The organism is Streptococcus sp. KHUD_018 (assembly GCF_054861215.1).
Genome location: NZ_CM142176.1, coordinates 1,054,569 through 1,072,481, shown reverse-complemented (window position 1 = coordinate 1,072,481; position 17,913 = coordinate 1,054,569). Strand labels below are relative to the sequence as shown.

The 17,913-nt window shown below is 39.5% G+C and carries 18 protein-coding genes; 17 read left to right on the top strand and 1 reads right to left on the bottom strand.

Features of this window, described 5'->3' with window-relative positions; translation table 11 throughout:
- The first annotated feature begins 56 nt into the window (after positions 1 to 56).
- The 9 genes from ACVBD2_RS05380 to ACVBD2_RS05340 all read left to right on the top strand — a co-directional run bounded on the left by ACVBD2_RS05380 (position 57) and on the right by ACVBD2_RS05340 (position 7,411).
- Positions 57 to 884, top strand: a complete 828-nt coding sequence (locus ACVBD2_RS05380; protein ID WP_461685318.1) for a hypothetical protein — start codon at positions 57 to 59, stop codon at positions 882 to 884.
- 67 nt (positions 885 to 951) lie between these two features.
- Entirely contained in the window at positions 952 to 1,758 is an 807-nt protein-coding gene (locus tag ACVBD2_RS05375; RefSeq protein ID WP_461685317.1) for an alpha/beta hydrolase, read from the top strand.
- An 11-nt stretch (positions 1,759 to 1,769) separates the two neighbouring features.
- On the top strand, positions 1,770 to 1,898 hold the full coding sequence (locus ACVBD2_RS05370; protein WP_080937013.1) for an ADP-ribosylglycohydrolase: 129 nt from the start codon (positions 1,770 to 1,772) through the stop codon (positions 1,896 to 1,898).
- A 104-nt stretch (positions 1,899 to 2,002) separates the two neighbouring features.
- A complete protein-coding gene (locus ACVBD2_RS05365) occupies positions 2,003 to 2,629 on the top strand; it encodes an SAP domain-containing protein (protein ID WP_461685316.1) in 627 nt (208 codons plus the stop codon).
- 163 nt (positions 2,630 to 2,792) lie between these two features.
- On the top strand, positions 2,793 to 3,671 hold the full coding sequence (locus ACVBD2_RS05360; protein ID WP_461685315.1) for a diacylglycerol/lipid kinase family protein: 879 nt from the start codon (positions 2,793 to 2,795) through the stop codon (positions 3,669 to 3,671).
- 66 nt (positions 3,672 to 3,737) lie between these two features.
- A complete protein-coding gene (locus ACVBD2_RS05355; RefSeq protein ID WP_461685314.1) occupies positions 3,738 to 4,229 on the top strand; it encodes a phosphoribosylanthranilate isomerase in 492 nt (163 codons plus the stop codon).
- A 148-nt stretch (positions 4,230 to 4,377) separates the two neighbouring features.
- On the top strand, positions 4,378 to 5,058 hold the full coding sequence (locus tag ACVBD2_RS05350; protein ID WP_461685313.1) for a hypothetical protein: 681 nt from the start codon (positions 4,378 to 4,380) through the stop codon (positions 5,056 to 5,058).
- Positions 5,059 to 5,237: 179 nt separating this feature from the next.
- Positions 5,238 to 6,980 (top strand): glycoside hydrolase family 13 protein, encoded by a 1,743-nt coding sequence (locus tag ACVBD2_RS05345; RefSeq protein WP_461685312.1) that lies wholly within the window; start codon positions 5,238 to 5,240, stop codon positions 6,978 to 6,980.
- A 119-nt stretch (positions 6,981 to 7,099) separates the two neighbouring features.
- On the top strand, positions 7,100 to 7,411 hold the full coding sequence (locus tag ACVBD2_RS05340; RefSeq protein ID WP_461685311.1) for a hypothetical protein: 312 nt from the start codon (positions 7,100 to 7,102) through the stop codon (positions 7,409 to 7,411).
- 52 nt (positions 7,412 to 7,463) lie between these two features.
- Here ACVBD2_RS05340 and ACVBD2_RS05335 read toward each other — a convergent pair whose 3' ends face one another.
- Complete coding sequence (locus ACVBD2_RS05335) at positions 7,464 to 8,483, bottom strand: hypothetical protein (protein WP_461685310.1); 1,020 nt, start codon at positions 8,481 to 8,483, stop codon at positions 7,464 to 7,466.
- Between the two features lie 252 nt (positions 8,484 to 8,735).
- Here ACVBD2_RS05335 and ACVBD2_RS05330 point away from each other — a divergent pair, with 252 nt between their 5' ends.
- The 8 genes from ACVBD2_RS05330 to ACVBD2_RS05295 all read left to right on the top strand — a co-directional run bounded on the left by ACVBD2_RS05330 (position 8,736) and on the right by ACVBD2_RS05295 (position 17,898).
- A complete protein-coding gene (locus ACVBD2_RS05330) occupies positions 8,736 to 9,752 on the top strand; it encodes a hypothetical protein (RefSeq protein WP_461685309.1) in 1,017 nt (338 codons plus the stop codon).
- Between the two features lie 592 nt (positions 9,753 to 10,344).
- Positions 10,345 to 11,805, top strand: coding sequence for an aminotransferase class I/II-fold pyridoxal phosphate-dependent enzyme (locus tag ACVBD2_RS05325; RefSeq protein ID WP_461685308.1), 1,461 nt, complete (start codon positions 10,345 to 10,347; stop codon positions 11,803 to 11,805).
- Positions 11,806 to 12,666, top strand: a complete 861-nt coding sequence (gene speE / locus ACVBD2_RS05320) for a polyamine aminopropyltransferase (protein WP_000366713.1) — start codon at positions 11,806 to 11,808, stop codon at positions 12,664 to 12,666.
- Entirely contained in the window at positions 12,663 to 13,922 is a 1,260-nt protein-coding gene (locus ACVBD2_RS05315; protein WP_461685307.1) for a saccharopine dehydrogenase family protein, read from the top strand. The genes speE and ACVBD2_RS05315 overlap by 4 nt, the downstream gene beginning before the upstream one ends.
- Positions 13,922 to 15,049 (top strand): carboxynorspermidine decarboxylase, encoded by a 1,128-nt coding sequence (gene nspC, locus ACVBD2_RS05310; protein WP_461685306.1) that lies wholly within the window; start codon positions 13,922 to 13,924, stop codon positions 15,047 to 15,049. The genes ACVBD2_RS05315 and nspC overlap by 1 nt, the downstream gene beginning before the upstream one ends.
- Complete coding sequence (gene aguA / locus ACVBD2_RS05305) at positions 15,046 to 16,131, top strand: agmatine deiminase (protein WP_461685305.1); 1,086 nt, start codon at positions 15,046 to 15,048, stop codon at positions 16,129 to 16,131. The genes nspC and aguA overlap by 4 nt, the downstream gene beginning before the upstream one ends.
- Before the next feature lie 9 nt (positions 16,132 to 16,140).
- On the top strand, positions 16,141 to 17,016 hold the full coding sequence (gene aguB, locus ACVBD2_RS05300) for an N-carbamoylputrescine amidase (RefSeq protein WP_461685304.1): 876 nt from the start codon (positions 16,141 to 16,143) through the stop codon (positions 17,014 to 17,016).
- 144 nt (positions 17,017 to 17,160) lie between these two features.
- Complete coding sequence (locus ACVBD2_RS05295) at positions 17,161 to 17,898, top strand: TraX family protein (RefSeq protein WP_461685303.1); 738 nt, start codon at positions 17,161 to 17,163, stop codon at positions 17,896 to 17,898.
- Positions 17,899 to 17,913 lie beyond the last annotated feature (15 nt).

The following is a 17,913-nucleotide window of genomic DNA, read 5'->3' as shown; positions in this document are numbered from 1 at the left end:
TTGTTGAGGGCACACGGAATCTGCCTGTTCCACCACAGGACTTGAAAGATTCTCTCTTGTTTGCGGAAGATTTTATTGGTGCAGCTGGAAGTATGGTTTCAGAGACTGCCATCGGAGCTGTAGATTTGACTCAGATCATTGGTATTGCCAGTATTGATGGCGTCAATCGCCTAACAGGAGGTAAAACTCCAGAGTGGATGAAGCGTAACTTGCAAGGAACGGCAGATAACTTGTCTAGCCTTGCGGAGTTAGGAGTAGGAATTTACACTGCTCTGACGGATTCAGGTGCGGCTCAGCGTGGCCAGGATCCCAATGCTAGCTATGCGGATAAGGCAGTTTATCGTGCTCAAGAGACAGGAAAAGCCCTCTGGGATAAAGTTACCCATATGGATGCCTATGACGTAGGAGGATTGACCTTTGAAGTTGCTAGTCTTTTTGTCGGTCCAGCAGCTGTAGGTAAGATGGCGAAGGGGACGAAACTAGGAGCTAAGGCAGCTGAGATGATTCAGTTAGCCAAGAACAGCACCAAATCAAGAATTCTCGCAAATGTCGAAAAATGGGGATCAAAGGTTGACAATATCCTAGCGAAGAGCAATAATGTCATTGGGAAATTTGGGGAGAAATTATTAGACACTCGAATCCCAGTTGGCATTCGTAAAGAGGCAGTTGCCTTTGCGGGAGGTATGGGAACCATGCCTACCTTCAGCGTTGAGAGTAAGACTCTACGTGAGGTGATGCACTTCTCAAGCAAACTTGCGGATGATGTAGTGAGAGTGGCAGAGAAGCCCTTTGATAAAGAGCGGATTCTTGAAAATATTAGGCAAAGCCGACTTGCACGGGAAAGTTCGAAGTTTGATGACTATCTTCGCACGTTGAGTGTGTAGCTTTGCTTGTACGAGCCAATTAAACAAGGATGTAGCTAGTGAAGGTCCTAAAGTAAGGAGTTTAAACATGAAATTCCATGAATTTGGGGATAAGAATTTGCCTCCTATCTTACTGATACACGGTGGTGGCAGTTCTTGGTGGAATTATCTTCGTCAAGCACGAATCTTGTCAGAAGAATACCGTGTTATTCTACCCACTTTGAATGGCCACGGCGAGGAATATCAACTTGATTATGTTTCTACTGAAGATTCTGCTTTGGAGATTCTAGACTATATCAAAGCAAACTGTGGTGGGAAATTGTTTGCAATCGGTGGTGTTTCACTTGGTGGTCAAATTGCCATGGAGCTTTTGTCTTTAGACAGTGAAATTGCTGAGAAGGCCATCATAGATGGAAGCCTCTGTATTCCTCAACCAAGGCTAGCTAAAATCAGCATCTTTCTAGTGTTTCTATTTGGTAAACTGATGTTCAATAAATTCTCTTGCAAACTTCAGTTAAGCATGATGAACAAACTCTATCCTAAACTGGCTTATCCAGAGGAAATAAAAGCTTATTATTTGGAGGATCTGCCAAGGACGCCTGTCAAAACATTGGTGACCATTTACAAAACCTATATGGGGCATTACAAGCTGAAAAATATGATTTCTGCTAGCAAGGCTCAGGTTCTGTATATCTATGGTGAAAAAGAATTGAACTGTGTGAAAGAATCAGCGAAATTATTTCATCAGCTACATTCAAATACAATTTTGTATGAAGCAAAGGGGTATAACCACGGTTATTTATCAGCTTACTTGCCTTGTGAGTGGATTGATTTGGTGGTGCCATTTTTAAAGAGTGATTCATTAGAAATGTGTAACGAATCTGATATTCAATAGGGAGGAATCTGATGCTAGGAGCAATAGTTGGAGATATTGTAGGTTCAGTTTACGAATGGAACAATATCAAAACGAAGGATTTTCCTTTATTTCGTGAGGATTGTTTTTTCACAGATGATACGGTAAGTCCGAACCGCTGAGTGTGTAAGTTTGTTAGAGAAACATAGTTAATCCTCAAAATAAAGGAACTAAAACTCCTTTATTTTGAAATGAAAACCTAAATTGACTTTAAGGAGATGTTATATTGATAGAAAGCAGACCTGAGTTTGATAAAATCACATCCTTTGATGAGTTTAATAAATACTATTGGTATCGTGATGAACTTTCACAGATATGCAAGTCATTAGGACTTGAATATAGAGGTACAAAACAGGAACTCAATGATATCATTGAGCAGTACTTTAAGGGGAATTTGATTAAAAAATCATCAATAAAAAGGAAAAAGAAACAAGTAGAAGTCGTTACCTTAAATACGCCCTTACTTGAATGTGGATTCTCCTTTAATGCACACTTTAGAGAATATTTCTCAACTTTAACAGATGTTTCACCGTTTAAATTTACTGCTGATATGGCCACTGCTTGGAGAAAAGTAAAAAGAGAAAATGATTTGAGTTTTACAATTCAAGATATGCTAAAAGTTTATTATGGAAATTCAGATTATGCTAAGTATGATCATTCGGTTTGTCAATGGAATCAGTTTTTAAAGGATTTCTGTGCAGACGAAAATAGTGGTAACTACTCAAACAAGTTAAAAATAGCTTCGATTCTTTGGAAAGAAGTTAGAAATTCAAGTAATGAAAAAATTTATTCAAAGAATCTTTTGACCGAATATGCTGATAAAATAAAAGAGTCTGGCGAGGTAGTTAAATAGAAGTGACTTGCTTTTGATAATCTGAATTTTAAACTAGCTATTATACATTAATGCCCAGTACGTCAAAGTTCTTTTTTCTGAGTTTTCATTATATAATAGCATTATATGTAATGATAAATGTAGCTACGCTAATATTTCTATTTAAAAATTAAGGAGAAAATCAATGAAAAAAGCAATGTTAATTATCAACCCTACCTCTGGTGGGGAAAAGGCTATGGATTATAAGGTCAAGCTAGAGAATAAAGCCAAAGATTATTTTGAGCACGTGGAAACCAAAATTACTGAAAAAGCGTTAGATGCAACACATTTTGCTGAGGAGGCTTCACGTGAGAAGTACGATGCAGTAGTTGTGTTTGGTGGTGACGGGACTGTCAATGAAGTCATTTCGGGTATTGCTGAGAGAGACTACATTCCTAAGTTAGGGGTTATCCCAGGCGGTACGGGTAACCTTATTACGAAACTTTTGGAAATCAATCAAGACATCGATGGTGCGATTGATGAACTCGATTTTAACTTAACCAACAAGATTGATATCGGTAAAGCAAATGACAATTATTTTGGTTATATCTTTAGTATCGGTTCTTTGCCTGAGGCGATTCACAATGTTGAAATCGAGGACAAGACAAAATTCGGTATTTTAGCCTATGCTGTAAATACCATGAGGTCTGTTATGACAGATCAGGTCTTTAACATTAATGTTGAGACAGAAAATGGAAATTATGTTGGTGAAGCTAGTCATGTTTTGGTTCTCTTGACAAATTACTTCGCTGATAAGAAAATCTTTGAAGAAAACAAAGATGGCTATGCCAATATTTTGATTCTAAAAGATGCTTCTATATTCTCAAAATTATCCGTCATTCCTGATTTACTAAAAGGGGATGTTGTCGGCAATGATAATATTGAGTATATCAGAGCGCGTAATATTAAGATCTCTTCAGATAGTGAATTGGAGTCAGATGTTGACGGCGATAAATCGGATAACCTACCTGTAGAAATCAAAGTTCTAGCTCAGCGAGTAGAAGTATTTTCAAAACCGAAATAGTAGAAAGTAAAAATTAGTTTATTTTTCACAATGAAATCAAGTTCTATATCAACGATTGGAGGAGGAATGAATTCTCTATTTGATGAATTTCGAATAATTTGTTCACATTTAAACCAAGTCGGAATCACACCGACGCTCATGGGGTCTTTGGGTTTTGAATACCGTTCAAATGAAGAATGGGGGCCGTCTGACATTGACATTCATGTGCCTGGTGACTCTAGAGGTTGGGAAGCACCTGATCATCTCAGGATTTATGACTGGGACAAGATAATGAAAGTTATGAAACACTTAGGCTACGTCTTAATAGATATTCATGAGCATGAATTCCAAAAGGATGGTGTGAGCGTTGAATTTGGAAGTATCGATTCCTTACCTGATTTTGCAGGAGTTTTGGAATCGGATATAGAGATTATTCATCTCGAAGATATCACGTTTCGTGTTCCAAATCTAGAACAGTATTTAAGTATTTACAAAGCTTCCTCCCAAGACTCCTATCGAAATGAGCACAATAACAATAAGGATTTTAAAAAGATAGAATGGCTGGAAAGACAGTTGTAAAACTGTCTTTCTTTACAACACCTTAAAATTAAAGTAAATAATATGGATATCTCAGAATATTTAATTTGTTTCAAGAAAGTTTTATTAATAGGTATTATTCATAACATAGTGCTTAATTTAGTGTTTTTATAAAATCGGAGGGAATGATTTGTCAATTTTAACAGAAAAAACAAAACGGCTCTGGAAAAAAAATCAGGAGCTATGGCTTAAAGAAATTGTTGAAGATAATTTAGCACATAAACTGGTTGGTTATAATTTTCAGGACAATGACGAATGGACTGCTAGTGATTATGAACAGTCACCTTTATGCCAGATAATTTGGGGAGAAATAATTTCCAGTTACCTTTCTAAGAAATACGGCGAAGAGTACACATATTTAATAAATAGGTATTATTTAACAGTACAAAGCGATACGAAAAGTTTTCGTTTTCTCTTTGATGTAATGAATAATGGTAAGGTAGCATATAATCCTTCTTATAGGACAAAAGATAACAGTGATATTATATATAAATATCATTATATTGGTAATTTTACCCCTATTCCAGGTAATGTTCCATTAAAGCGAAGTTTACAATTTATTCACAGAGGATTTCAAGAAGATTGGAACAAGATGATAAAGTATATCAGAGATAAATGGAATGATTTTAAGTTCGATTTAACATTTGATGAATATATTGAAATGACATTTCAAACAGATTATTATTTAAACAAAGAGTTTAATGAGATTATTGGAAAAGAAAATATAAAAAATATGTTTATTTCGAGAGGAGAGCGTATAGAAGGACGGTTAAAAGAATTACTTTTAAATAAGTATGAACTATTTAAATAGTTTTTGAAAAAGTCTAATAATGAGAAGTCTTAGAGATAAGGCTTTTTTATTTATAGAAACAAACCACTTGAAACTACGGACAAGCCTTGCAAATAAAATACGAAAGTAGTATACTAGAGTCACGATTATGAAAACGTTTGCGCAACAAGATGAATGAAAGTAAACTAGGAGACAGAACAATGGAATTAACAGCCATTTACCACAGACCAGAGTCGGAGTATGCTTATCTTTATAAAGATAAGACAATGCACATTCGTATCCGAACGAAAAGAGGAGATATCGAAAGTATCAACTTACATTATGGAGATCCTTTTATCTTTATAGAGGATCGTTATGAAGCAATCAAGGAGATGATCAAAGTTACCTCCGATGCTTTGTCTGATTACTGGCAAGTGGAGATTACAGTTGGCTATGCACGACTCCAGTATCTCTTTGAACTCAAGGATAAGCAAGGTCAGAGTATCTTATATGGCGATAAGGGATGTGTTGAAAACACACTTGAAAATCTTCATTACGAAGGAAACGGCTTTAAAATCCCGTATATCCATGAGGTTGATGCTTGCCATGTTCCTGACTGGGTGGCCGATACAGTTTGGTATCAGATTTTCCCAGAACGCTTTGCTAATGGGAATCCTGTGATTTCTCCAGAAGGTTCGCTAGCTTGGGATTCGTCTATTAAACCAAAGACGAGCGATTTCTTTGGTGGGGATTTACAGGGGATTATTGACCATCTGGATTACTTGCAAGACTTAGGGATTACAGGTCTTTATCTCTGTCCGATTTTTGAATCCCCAAGCAATCACAAGTACAATACGACGGATTATTTCGAAATTGACCATCATTTTGGAGACAAGGAAACTTTCCGTAAATTGGTAGATCAAGCCCATCAGAGAGGCATGAAAATCATGCTGGACGCTGTTTTCAACCATATCGGAGACCAAGCTCCACAGTGGCAGGATGTTCTCAAACATGGTGAAGATTCTATTTATAAAGACTGGTTCCATATTCAAGACTTTCCAGTCGTTAAAGAAAATCTTGTTAATAAAAGAGAACTATCCTACCACACCTTTGCCTTTGAGAGCTATATGCCTAAGCTCAATACGGCAAATCCTCAAGTGAGAGACTATTTGTTGAGCATTGCGACCTACTGGATTGAAGAGTTTGATATCGATGCTTGGCGCTTGGATGTGGCAAATGAAGTGGACCACCAATTTTGGAGAGATTTCCGGAAGGCTGTCTTGGCTAAAAAGCCCGACCTTTATATTCTTGGAGAGGTCTGGCACACCTCCCAGCCTTGGTTAAATGGCGATGAATTCCACGCAGTTATGAATTATCCTCTATCTGATAGTATCAAGGATTATTTCTTGCGAGGAGTTAAGAAGCCTTATCAATTTATCGATGAGATCAATAGTCAGTCTATGTACTATAGACAGCAGATTTCGGAAGTGATGTTCAATCTTCTGGATTCTCACGATACGGAGCGCATTTTGGCTACGGCCAAGGGAGACGTCCAGCTTGTTAAGTCTGCCCTCGCCTGCCTCTTTTTACAAAGGGGGACACCGTGTTTCTACTATGGAACTGAGTTAGAATTAGATGGAGGACCAGACCCAGATTGTCGTCGTGTCATGCCTTGGGAACGTGTCTCCGAAAGCAATGACATGCTTCATTTCATGAAGGAATTGATTCAGCTTCGCAAGAATGTTTCAGACATTATCCAACATGGAACTTATAGTCTGAAAGAAATCAAGCCGGATGTACTATCTCTGGCATGGGATTATGATGGCCAAAAGGTCCGAGCAATTTTTAACCAATCAGCAGAAAATTATCTTGTAGTTAGTGATTCTGTAGCGCTAGCCAGTCATTGTCAAGAATTGGATCAGCAACTGGTGATATTGCCTAAAGGTTTCGTGATTTTTTACTAAGGAGAGATTAAGAGTGACAGGAAAATTCTAGTATAGAACGCATTTTACAAACAGACTATTTGGTGTCTTGCTACACCTGATATATAATTTAACTTAGAGAGAATAGGAGGATTAATCAGATGGAATTACAAGATTTTACAGAAAAAGAACAAGAAATGATTAAAAAGGGACTCACTTTTTCTAAACTGAACGACAAGGAAACAGCCGATAAGATTATCGCTTTAATTCCTCAAGATATGATTAAACGGATTCCGTTTTTTGTTAGAAAACATGCTATTACACGTACAGTCAAGAGAATTTCACTTGAGTATCCAGAGTTGTATGCTGTAGCTGAACAAGAAGGCCAACTTTCTGAAAAGGAAGCCCAAGAATTGCGCCAAATTCTGATAGATATTTTCCAAGAAAAAATGAACAAGCATAAGATTAAGTAGTTTTTAATCATTTACTTAATCTTATACTTGCTCGTATTGAAATGATACTATCTTATTCCCACATGCTATGCTGGGCTCTGACTCCATAGCTATCAATCGAACCATCTGAATTGAACTTGGATTCAATACGGTATCTTTTCCAGAGGTCGTAATCTGCTGTTTGGATGGTTAGTATAAAGTTGGTATCTTTATCAGAGACGTTATAATCAGCTGGATTAACTTCAAAGATATTGATTAATTTTCGTGTTTGAAAATCTTGGAGCTTGAGATTTGCTAGCTTGACATGATTGATGGAAATTTCTTCTAGTTGTTTGCTATCCTTAGGTGTTCTGTAATAGGTGATGACGCAGTTTTTGAGCTGATCAGTATCTTTACCTGTGGGAGTAAGGCTCATAAAGCCAAAGGATTGATTATCCCGCTTGACTTCGAGAAGCTGACCGTAGTAGAAGTGGTCGTTTTTGGGATTGGTGATGTAGCTCTCTGCACCTTTATCTCCAAAGGTATAGCCTTGGTCTAAAAGCTCGGAAGCCTTGGTCTCACCGATAATGACAGTAGTATCTTGAATGGTTACTGGAACAGGTTGAGCCGGAAGACCACTCATCATCATGCAAAACATAAATACATAACTCGTTAAAAAAGCTGTCCCGATAAAAGCGTTGGTTGATGCATAGACATGACTGTTATGAAAGTTTTTTCTTATAGCTAGTACAGCAAATTTGCCAATACTTTTTAAAACCATACTAACAAGTATGATGAAAAATTGTTTTTTCAAACATTCATAAATGGCTTGAGGAAAGCTATTACCATGATAGTAGAAGACAGCCAATACGAGTAGATTTACGATTAAATAGATTAGCAAGAACCAATGAATCTCTTTAAGGGCATTAGCATCAGTGATTTCTTCATAGTCAACGTGAATTCTTCCTTGAACAGCATGACCAAGTTTATAAATCCATTTGGGAATGTCTTTGCCTTTTTTAACCGCAACTACAAGTCTAATATAGAGATAAAAGGTAAAGGATAAGGATAGAAAGAAAAGAGCATAAAAAATCAAAACAACAGTAGTGAACATGGCTATATCCCCCTTTTTTCACCAATGAATACAGAACAATTTATTAGCTCCATTATAGCACTTTCTTGGGAAACAGAGCTAGAAATATCAGCAATATTCTTAAAGATAAAAAGATGGGAATGATTGCCATTTATGCTATACCGATTGTACTGATAGAAGGTAGTCCTTTCTTAATAATCGTTTTATTATTCGGGAATTTGTTTTTAATGAGAAAGAAAAGATTTGAGATAGAACATAAAGGAGTAGAGAGCCATGGGTAGAACGGTGATTATAGGTACTTTAATAGCTTTTGCAATCTTTAATCTGCTGCTAGGTCTGGGCTTCTATCTTTTTCTAAAAAAGAGGAAAGAGAATGGACAGTCATTGTACGAAACTCCTGTAAATCAACAAACTCGAACAGAAAAACTGGGTCTAGGCGAGATTTTGATCTACCTGACACTGATTGTCATCGCAGGGATCTTTGCCTTTCAGACCTTAAATAGAGGCGGTGTGGGGAATTCTATTTTAGCCAAAATGATCCTCCTACCTGCTCTAATGGCCCTTTTCAATGCAAGAAAACGAACTGGGAAGTCTATGCTTGCCCTCCTTATAACCTTCCTTGTCTTTCTAGTAGGAGTCATGTTTAATCTCACGATTGGTTTGCCACCTCAAGCACCGATTTTACAAATTAATGAAAGTAAAATCATTTTAGCTGAAACTAAATCCAGTGAGCTGATGGACGCTGGATTTGACATCTATGTAAGACAGGGCGATGGTGGTAGCGACTATGAAGACCTCCTGACAAGTAACAGTTTCCAAAAGTATCCTGGAGATAAAACAGTTACCATCGAAAAAGGCTTCAGGCTTGATAGCAATGCTGTTCCTTACGCTCCCTATCTCCTAGTAAAAGATGGCATAGTACTGGGCAGTATTTCCTTTTACGGTGCTGAGGACCATGATGTGGCTATAGAAGATTCTAAGGTTATTCAGGTTCGATTTAACAAGGACAGTATTGAGGCAGCGAAAAAACATTCTATTACTTTCAAATTAAATGAACTTGACTTGACTACACGACTGGATGTTTCTCTTGTTCAAGAAACTTTCAAGAAGCATCTATGGTCAATTCCACCATCAAATACAAGTGATGTCACTCAACTATGGTATGGATTAAAGTGGTCCAGCAACAGTGATTCGCTATTTTGGAATGAGTACTATGGTCTCATCCGCCTAGATGAAAATTATATGATGACTGATTTTGAACTAGCTGTTCAAGTAGCACGAGATAAGTAGATAAGATTTTGAATAACTGACTATACTTACGATTCAACAAAGGAACTAATCGATTTAGTTCCTGTTTTTATTTTTTGATTTCAATTTAAAACGATTTCTTTTTATTGTTGAGTAATATTTCACGAATAAAAAATGAAATTCTTAAAAAAACTTTCACAAAAACCTTTACAAGCTTTTGTAAACATGATATAGTTATAAGGCTTAGAAAATGAGAAGATGTTTTCTAGCAAATATAAACCCGAGTAAAAAATGCCTACGGACAGGCAGGGTTGAATGCCGAAGCGTGGTTGAAAAGCCACATTATTGATAGGGTTAAAAGCCTACTTTTATAAGTTGATGTTAGGACGCTTGTCCTAATTCATAAATTTTTAGTGTGGTGAAAGCACACGTCATCTTGTGAAACGATCAATAAAGTACGTAATATTTGCTACTAGAGAGTTAGGAAACATCAGGAACAGACATACTCAACAGAAACCAAAATAAAAACGTCAGAAGATTGCAGAGCAGGTGAAAACCTGCTCTTTTTTCATAAGTCAACCTTTGATTGCCCTCATCTTTTTGAGGAACTAAAAATACGGTAAAGGAGTATATCTTGAAAAAGTTAGATCAGAATCAGGCACCTATTTATGAAGGTCTGATTAAGCTAAGAAAGAAACGGATTGTTCCCTTTGATGTACCAGGTCACAAACGCGGACGGGGAAATCCAGAACTTGTTGAATTGTTGGGAGAAAAATGTGTTGGCATTGATGTCAATTCTATGAAACCCTTGGATAATTTAGGCCATCCCATTTCGATTATTCGGGATGCAGAGGAGCTAGCAGCTGATGCTTTTGGAGCAGCCCACGCATTCTTAATGATTGGGGGAACAACATCATCTGTTCAAACCATGATTCTTTCTACCTGCAAGGCTGGAGATAAGATTATTCTGCCACGTAATGTCCACAAATCTGCTATTAATGCATTGGTTCTATGTGGTGCCATTCCCATCTATATCGAGATGAGTGTAGATCCTAAAATCGGCATCGCATTAGGTCTTGAAAATGACCGTGTTGCACAAACTATAAAGGAACATCCAGATGCCAAGGCTATCCTAATCAACAATCCAACCTATTATGGGATTTGTTCAGATCTAAAGGGATTGACGGAAATGGCTCATGAAGCTGGCATGCTTGTTTTAGTGGACGAGGCCCATGGAGCTCATTTACATTTTACTGATAAACTCCCAATTTCTGCTATGGACGCTGGCGCTGATATGGCAGCGGTCTCTATGCATAAGTCTGGTGGGAGTTTGACCCAAAGCTCCATTTTACTTATCGGGGAGCAGATGAATCCTGAGTACGTTCGTCAGATTATCAACCTGACCCAGTCAACATCCGCCTCATACTTGTTAATGTCTAGTTTGGATATTTCACGTCGCAACCTGGCTCTTCGTGGTAAAGAGTCGTTTGAGAAAGTCATTGAGTTATCTGAGTATGCTCGTCGTGAAATCAATGCTATCGGTGGTTACTATGCCTACTCAAAAGAGTTAATAGACGGAGTGTCCGTTTGTGACTTTGACGTGACAAAGCTGTCAGTTTACACTCAGGGTATTGGCTTAACAGGTATTGAGGTTTATGACCTCCTACGAGACGAATACGATATTCAGATCGAGTTTGGTGATATCGGCAATATCTTAGCCTATATTTCGATTGGTGACCGCATCCAAGACATCGAGCGTTTGGTCGGCGCTTTGGCTGATATTAAGAGACTCTACTCACGAGATGGAAAAGACTTGATAGCTGGAGAATATATTCAGCCCGAGTTAGTGCTGTCTCCACAAGAAGCTTTCTATTCAGAGAGAAAAAGTTTGACCTTGGACGAGTCTGTTGGACAAGTCTGTGGAGAATTTGTCATGTGCTATCCTCCAGGCATTCCTATCTTGGCTCCTGGTGAACGCATTACACGAGAAATTGTAAACTATATCCAATTTGCCAAGGAACGTGGTTGCTCCCTCCAAGGGACGGAAGATCCAGAGGTCAATCACATCAACGTCATTAAGAGAAAGGAGAACTAGATGGATTTATGGTTTTCTGAAGTTCATACTCCAGATGTGAAATTGTCCCTGAGAACTGCCAAGCAACTCTATGCTGGAAAAAGTGAATGGCAGGATATCGAAGTCTTGGATACGCCAGCTTTTGGGAAAATACTGATTTTAAATGGGCATGTATTGTTTTCAGACGCGGACGATTTCGTCTACAACGAAATGACCGTTCACGTTCCCATGGCTGTCCATCCCAATCCCAAGAAAGTCTTGGTTATTGGGGGTGGTGACGGTGGTGTTGCCCAAGTATTAACCCTCTATCCAGAACTGGAGCAAATCGATATTGTGGAACCGGATGAGATGCTGGTTGAGGTTTGTCGAGAATACTTCCCAGACTTTGCTGCAGGGCTAGATGATCCTCGTGTTACCATTTACTACCAAAATGGGCTACGCTTTTTGCGAAACTGCGAAGATGACTACGATATTATCATCAACGATGCAACAGATCCATTTGGACATACGGAAGGACTCTTTACCAAGGAATTTTACGGAAACAGTTACAGAGCCTTGAAAGAAGACGGCATCATGATCTATCAGCATGGGAGTCCCTTCTTTGACGAGGATGAGTCAGCTTGCCGAAGCATGCACCGCAAGGTCAATCAAGCCTTTCCAATCAGCCGAGTCTATCAGGCACATATCCCAACCAGTCCTGCGGGCTATTGGTTGTTTGGATTTGCATCGAAAAAATACCACCCGGTCAAAGATTTTGATAAGGAAGGCTGGAAAAAACGCCAGCTTTTCACAGAATACTACACTGCAAACTTACATGTGGGAGCCTTTATGTTGCCTAAGTATGTAGAAGACATTTTAGAAGAAGAGGAAGGGAAAAAATGAGTCGTCTATTAGTTATCGGATGTGGAGGCGTTGCCCAAGTTGCTATTTCAAAGATTTGTCAAGATAGCGAAACCTTTACAGAGATTATGATTGCTAGTCGTACCAAGTCAAAATGTGATGACTTGAAGGCTAAATTAGAAGGTAAAACAAGTACAAAGATTGAAACAGCTGCTCTTGATGCTGACAAGGTCGAAGAAGTGATTGCCTTGATTGAAAGCTACAAGCCAGAAGCCGTTTTGAACGTAGCTTTACCCTACCAAGACTTGACCATTATGGATGCTTGTTTAGCGACTGGAGTACACTATATCGACACAGCTAACCACGAGGCTGAGGATACAGAAGATCCTGAGTGGCGTGCTATCTACGAAAAACGCTGCAAGGAACTTGGATTTACAGCTTACTTTGACTACTCATGGCAGTGGGCTTATCAGGAGAAATTCAAAGAAGCAGGCTTGACCGCTCTGCTTGGTTCTGGTTTTGACCCCGGTGTGACTAGTGTCTTTTCAGCCTATGCTCTCAAACACTATTTTGATGAAATCCACTATATCGACATTTTAGACTGTAATGGTGGTGACCACGGTTATCCATTTGCGACAAACTTCAACCCAGAAATCAATCTGCGTGAGGTTTCTGCACCAGGTTCTTACTGGGAAGATGGAAAATGGGTCGAAGTTGAAGCCATGTCTATCAAACGTGAGTATGATTTTCCTCAAGTTGGACAAAAAGACATGTATCTCCTCCACCACGAAGAAATCGAATCATTGGCCAAGAACATTCCAGGTATTAAACGGATTCGTTTCTTTATGACCTTTGGTCAATCTTATCTAACTCACATGAAATGCTTGGAAAACGTTGGTCTCCTTCGTACAGATGCTATTAACTTTAACGGACAAGAAATCGTACCGATTCAATTCTTAAAAGCCTTGCTTCCTGATCCAGCCAGCCTTGGCCCACGTACAGTTGGAAAAACCAATATCGGCTGTATCTTTACAGGTGTCAAAGACGGTGTTGAAAAGACTATCTATATCTACAATGTTTGCGACCATCAGGAATGTTACGCAGAAGTTGGTTCACAAGCAATTTCTTACACGACTGGCGTTCCAGCCATGATTGGGACAAAATTAGTTATGAATGGTACTTGGAAACAACCTGGAGTTTATAACCTTGAAGAATTGGATCCAGATCCATTTATGGAAGCTTTGAATGAGTATGGTTTGCCTTGGGTTGTGGTTGAAAATCCACAAATGGTGGACTAATGAAGCTAGAACAAGTACCAACACCAGCTTATGTCATTGACTTGGCAAAGTTAGAAGCCAACTGCCGCATTTTACAAGAGGTTCAGGAAAAGTCTGGTTGCAAGGTTTTGCTCGCCCAGAAGGCATATTCCCTTTACAAAACCTATCCCTTGATTAGCCAGTATCTATCTGGTACGACGGCTAGTGGTCTCTACGAGGTCAAGTTAGCAAGAGAAGAATTCCCGGGGGAAGTCCATGTATTCGCGCCAGCCTTTAAGGATGCGGATTTGGAGGAATTGCTTGAGATAACAGACCATATCGTTTTTAACTCGGAGAGACAATTGCGTAAGCATGGGACTCGTTGTCAGGAGGCTGGTGTCAGTGTTGGTTTGCGTCTCAATCCTCAATGTTCAACGCAGGGTGACCACGCGCTCTATGACCCTTGTGCACCAGGTTCTCGTTTTGGTGTAACACTTGATAAAATTCCTAGTGATTTGTTGGATTTGGTGGATGGCCTTCATTTTCATACCCTTTGTGAGCAAGGGGCAGATGATTTAGAGACAACCTTGAAAGCAGTAGAAGAGCAGTTTGGTTCTTACTTACATCAAGTTAAATGGCTCAATATGGGTGGTGGACATCATATCACAAGAGAAGACTATGATGTGGATTTACTGATTTCTGAAATTAAGCGTATCCGAGAAACTTACAATCTTGAGGTCTATATAGAGCCGGGTGAAGCTATTGCGCTCAATGCTGGTTATCTGGCAACTGAAGTATTGGACATTGTCGAAAATGGTATGGAGATCTTGGTTTTAGATGCCTCCGCGACCTGCCATATGCCAGATGTACTTGAAATGCCCTATCGTCCACCTTTGAGAAATGGCTTTGAGGCTCAGGAAAAAGCCCACAACTATAGACTTTCTTCCAATACCTGTCTGACGGGTGATGTGATTGGCGATTATAGCTTTGAAAATCCAATCCAAATCGGTGACAGACTTTATTTCGAAGACATGGCAATCTACTCCTTTGTTAAAAATAATACCTTTAACGGTATTGGGTTGCCAAGTCTCTATCTTATGGACGAGCAGGGTGACTGCAGCTTAGTCAAAGCCTTCGGCTATCAAGACTTTAAAGGGAGATTATCATGATAGAAACTCCGAAAAAAGCTGGCTATCGTATGCCAGCAGAGTATGAACCACACCATGGTACCCTCATGATATGGCCGACTCGACCAGGATCGTGGCCTTTTCAAGGAAAAGCTGCTAAAAGAGCATTTAGTCAGATAATCGAGACCATAGCAGAAGGGGAAAGGGTTTACCTTTTGGTGGAGCGGGACCATCTATCTGAAGCCCAATCTTATCTTGGAGACAAGGTCGTTTATTTAGACATTCCCACCAATGATGCCTGGGCGCGTGATACTGGTCCGACCATTCTTGTCAATGATAAAAGAGAAAAGTTGGCAGTTGATTGGTCTTTCAATGCCTGGGGTGGGGCTGTTGATGGTCTGTATCAAGATTATGAAGATGATGACCAAGTAGCCAGTCGTTTTGCAGGGGTCTTGGAAATGCCTGTTTACGATGCTAAACCTTTTGTACTAGAAGGCGGAGCGATACACAGCGACGGTCAAGGAACGATTCTCGTGACCGAAAGTTGCTTGCTTAGTCCTGGTCGCAATCCTCACCTGACTAAAGAGGAAATCGAGTATACCTTATTAGAGAGCCTTGGTGCTGAAAAAGTTATTTGGCTTCCTTATGGTATTTATCAAGACGAAACCAATGAACACGTTGACAACGTTGCAGCCTTTGTTGGTCCTGCAGAGCTTGTTTTAGCTTGGGCAGATGACAAAAGCGATCCTCAGTATGCCATGTCTGCAGCTGATTTAGCTCTCTTAGAGAAAGAAAATGATGCAAAAGGTCGTTCCTTCACTATTCATAAACTTCCGATTCCGGCTATTCGTCAGATTGTCACTAAGGAGGATTTACCAGGCTATACCTATGAAGATGGGGAAGAGGAGCGTTATGAGGGCGAGCGTCTTGCGGCTTCCTATGTCAATTTTTATATTGCCAACAAGGCTGTCTTAGTGCCCAAGTTTGAGGATGTAAACGACCAAGTGGCCTTAGATATTCTCAGCAAGTGTTTCCCAGATCGTAAAGTTGTCGGAATACCAGCTAGAGATATTCTCTTAGGTGGTGGCAATATCCACTGTATCACCCAACAAATCCCAGAATAGGAGAAGAAGATGAGAAATGTTAGAGTTGCAGCGATCCAGATGCAATGCGCCAAGGATGTGGCAACAAATATCCAAACAGCTGAACGTTTAGTTCGCCAAGCTGCAAAACAAGGCGCACAAATTATTCTCTTGCCAGAGTTGTTTGAACGTCCTTATTTTTGTCAGGAACGCCAGTATGACTACTACCAGTATGCCCAGTCGGTGACAGAAAATATAGCCATTCAGCATTTTAAAGTGCTTGCTAAGGAACTAAAAGTTGTTCTACCAATCAGTTTCTATGAAAAAGATGGCAATGTCTTGTATAACTCTATCGCCGTCATTGATGCTGATGGAGAAGTGCTGGGCGTTTATCGGAAGACCCACATACCAGATGACCATTATTATCAAGAAAAGTTTTACTTTACGCCTGGTAACACTGGTTTCAAGGTCTGGGATACTCGCTACGCTAAGATTGGGATTGGCATCTGTTGGGATCAATGGTTCCCTGAAACAGCGCGCTGTCTTGCTCTGAATGGTGCTGAATTGCTCTTTTATCCTACAGCCATTGGTTCAGAACCAATTTTGGATACAGACAGTTGTGGTCACTGGCAACGTACCATGCAAGGGCACGCAGCAGCAAATATTGTTCCAGTTATTGCAGCCAATCGTTACGGTTTGGAGGAGGTCACTCCTAGTGAGGAAAATGGTGGACAGAGTTCCAGTCTTGACTTCTACGGTTCGTCCTTTATGACGGATGAAACAGGAGCTATTCTAGAGCGAGCTGAAAGACAAGGAGAAGCAATTCTGTTAGCGACCTATGACCTTGATAAGGGAGCAAGCGAGCGTCTAAACTGGGGCTTGTTTCGAGATAGAAGACCCGAAATGTACCAGCGAATTACGGACTAGAAGATAAACTTTATAATCTTTTTTTGATATTCACGCCTGTCTTACAAAAATGTAAGATAGGCTTTTTAAATGTAAGATGGGTGTACGATTATGCGTAGAAATGTATGCTATACTCTATGTAGATCAAAAAGAAAGAGGTTTATTATGAAAAAATGGAATGCGACGCAGTTGAAGTATCTGATGGCGGCAGTAATGGTTCTAGACCATATCCCTCATATCACCGGAATCGTTTCTCCTTTGTGGGAAGGTATCTTTCACGCCTTGACCCGTTGTGTGGGAGTTTGGTTTGCCTATATGGCTATGGAAGGATTCATCCATACTCGAAATCTTAAAGACTATCTTATCCGTCTCTGGAGTGGGGCGCTTATCATGTTTGCTGGAAATAGCCTCCTCAATACCCTATTTGCATCTAAAGGAATAATGGTCAATAACAATATTTTTCTGACTCTGGCAATCGATGTCACCATGCTTTGGATTGGTTTTCCTAGAAAAGAGCTGGATCAAAAAGAGAAGTTGTGGCGTCGGATTGGGGTTGCTGTTCTCTTGATTTTCGGTTGTCTTTTTACTGAGGGTGGTATCATCATGCTACCATTTCTCTTGATTAGTTACACTTGTCGGAATCGTAAGGGATTGCGAAATCTCCTCTATACTCTACTTTGGGCCTTTCTGTTAGTGACTTCTATCCATACCTATGATACTTGGTACCAAACCTTGGAAATGATGCTTTACAATTCTGACTGGCTCTTTATCACCGTATTTCCTTTTATAGCACTTTATAATGGACAGCGAGGAAAGGAAACTAGCTGGAGTAAATATTTCTTTTATATTTTCTACCCGGCTCATCTATGGATCATAACTTTGATTGCTTATTTGGTTAAATAGATTCAATATTCATTA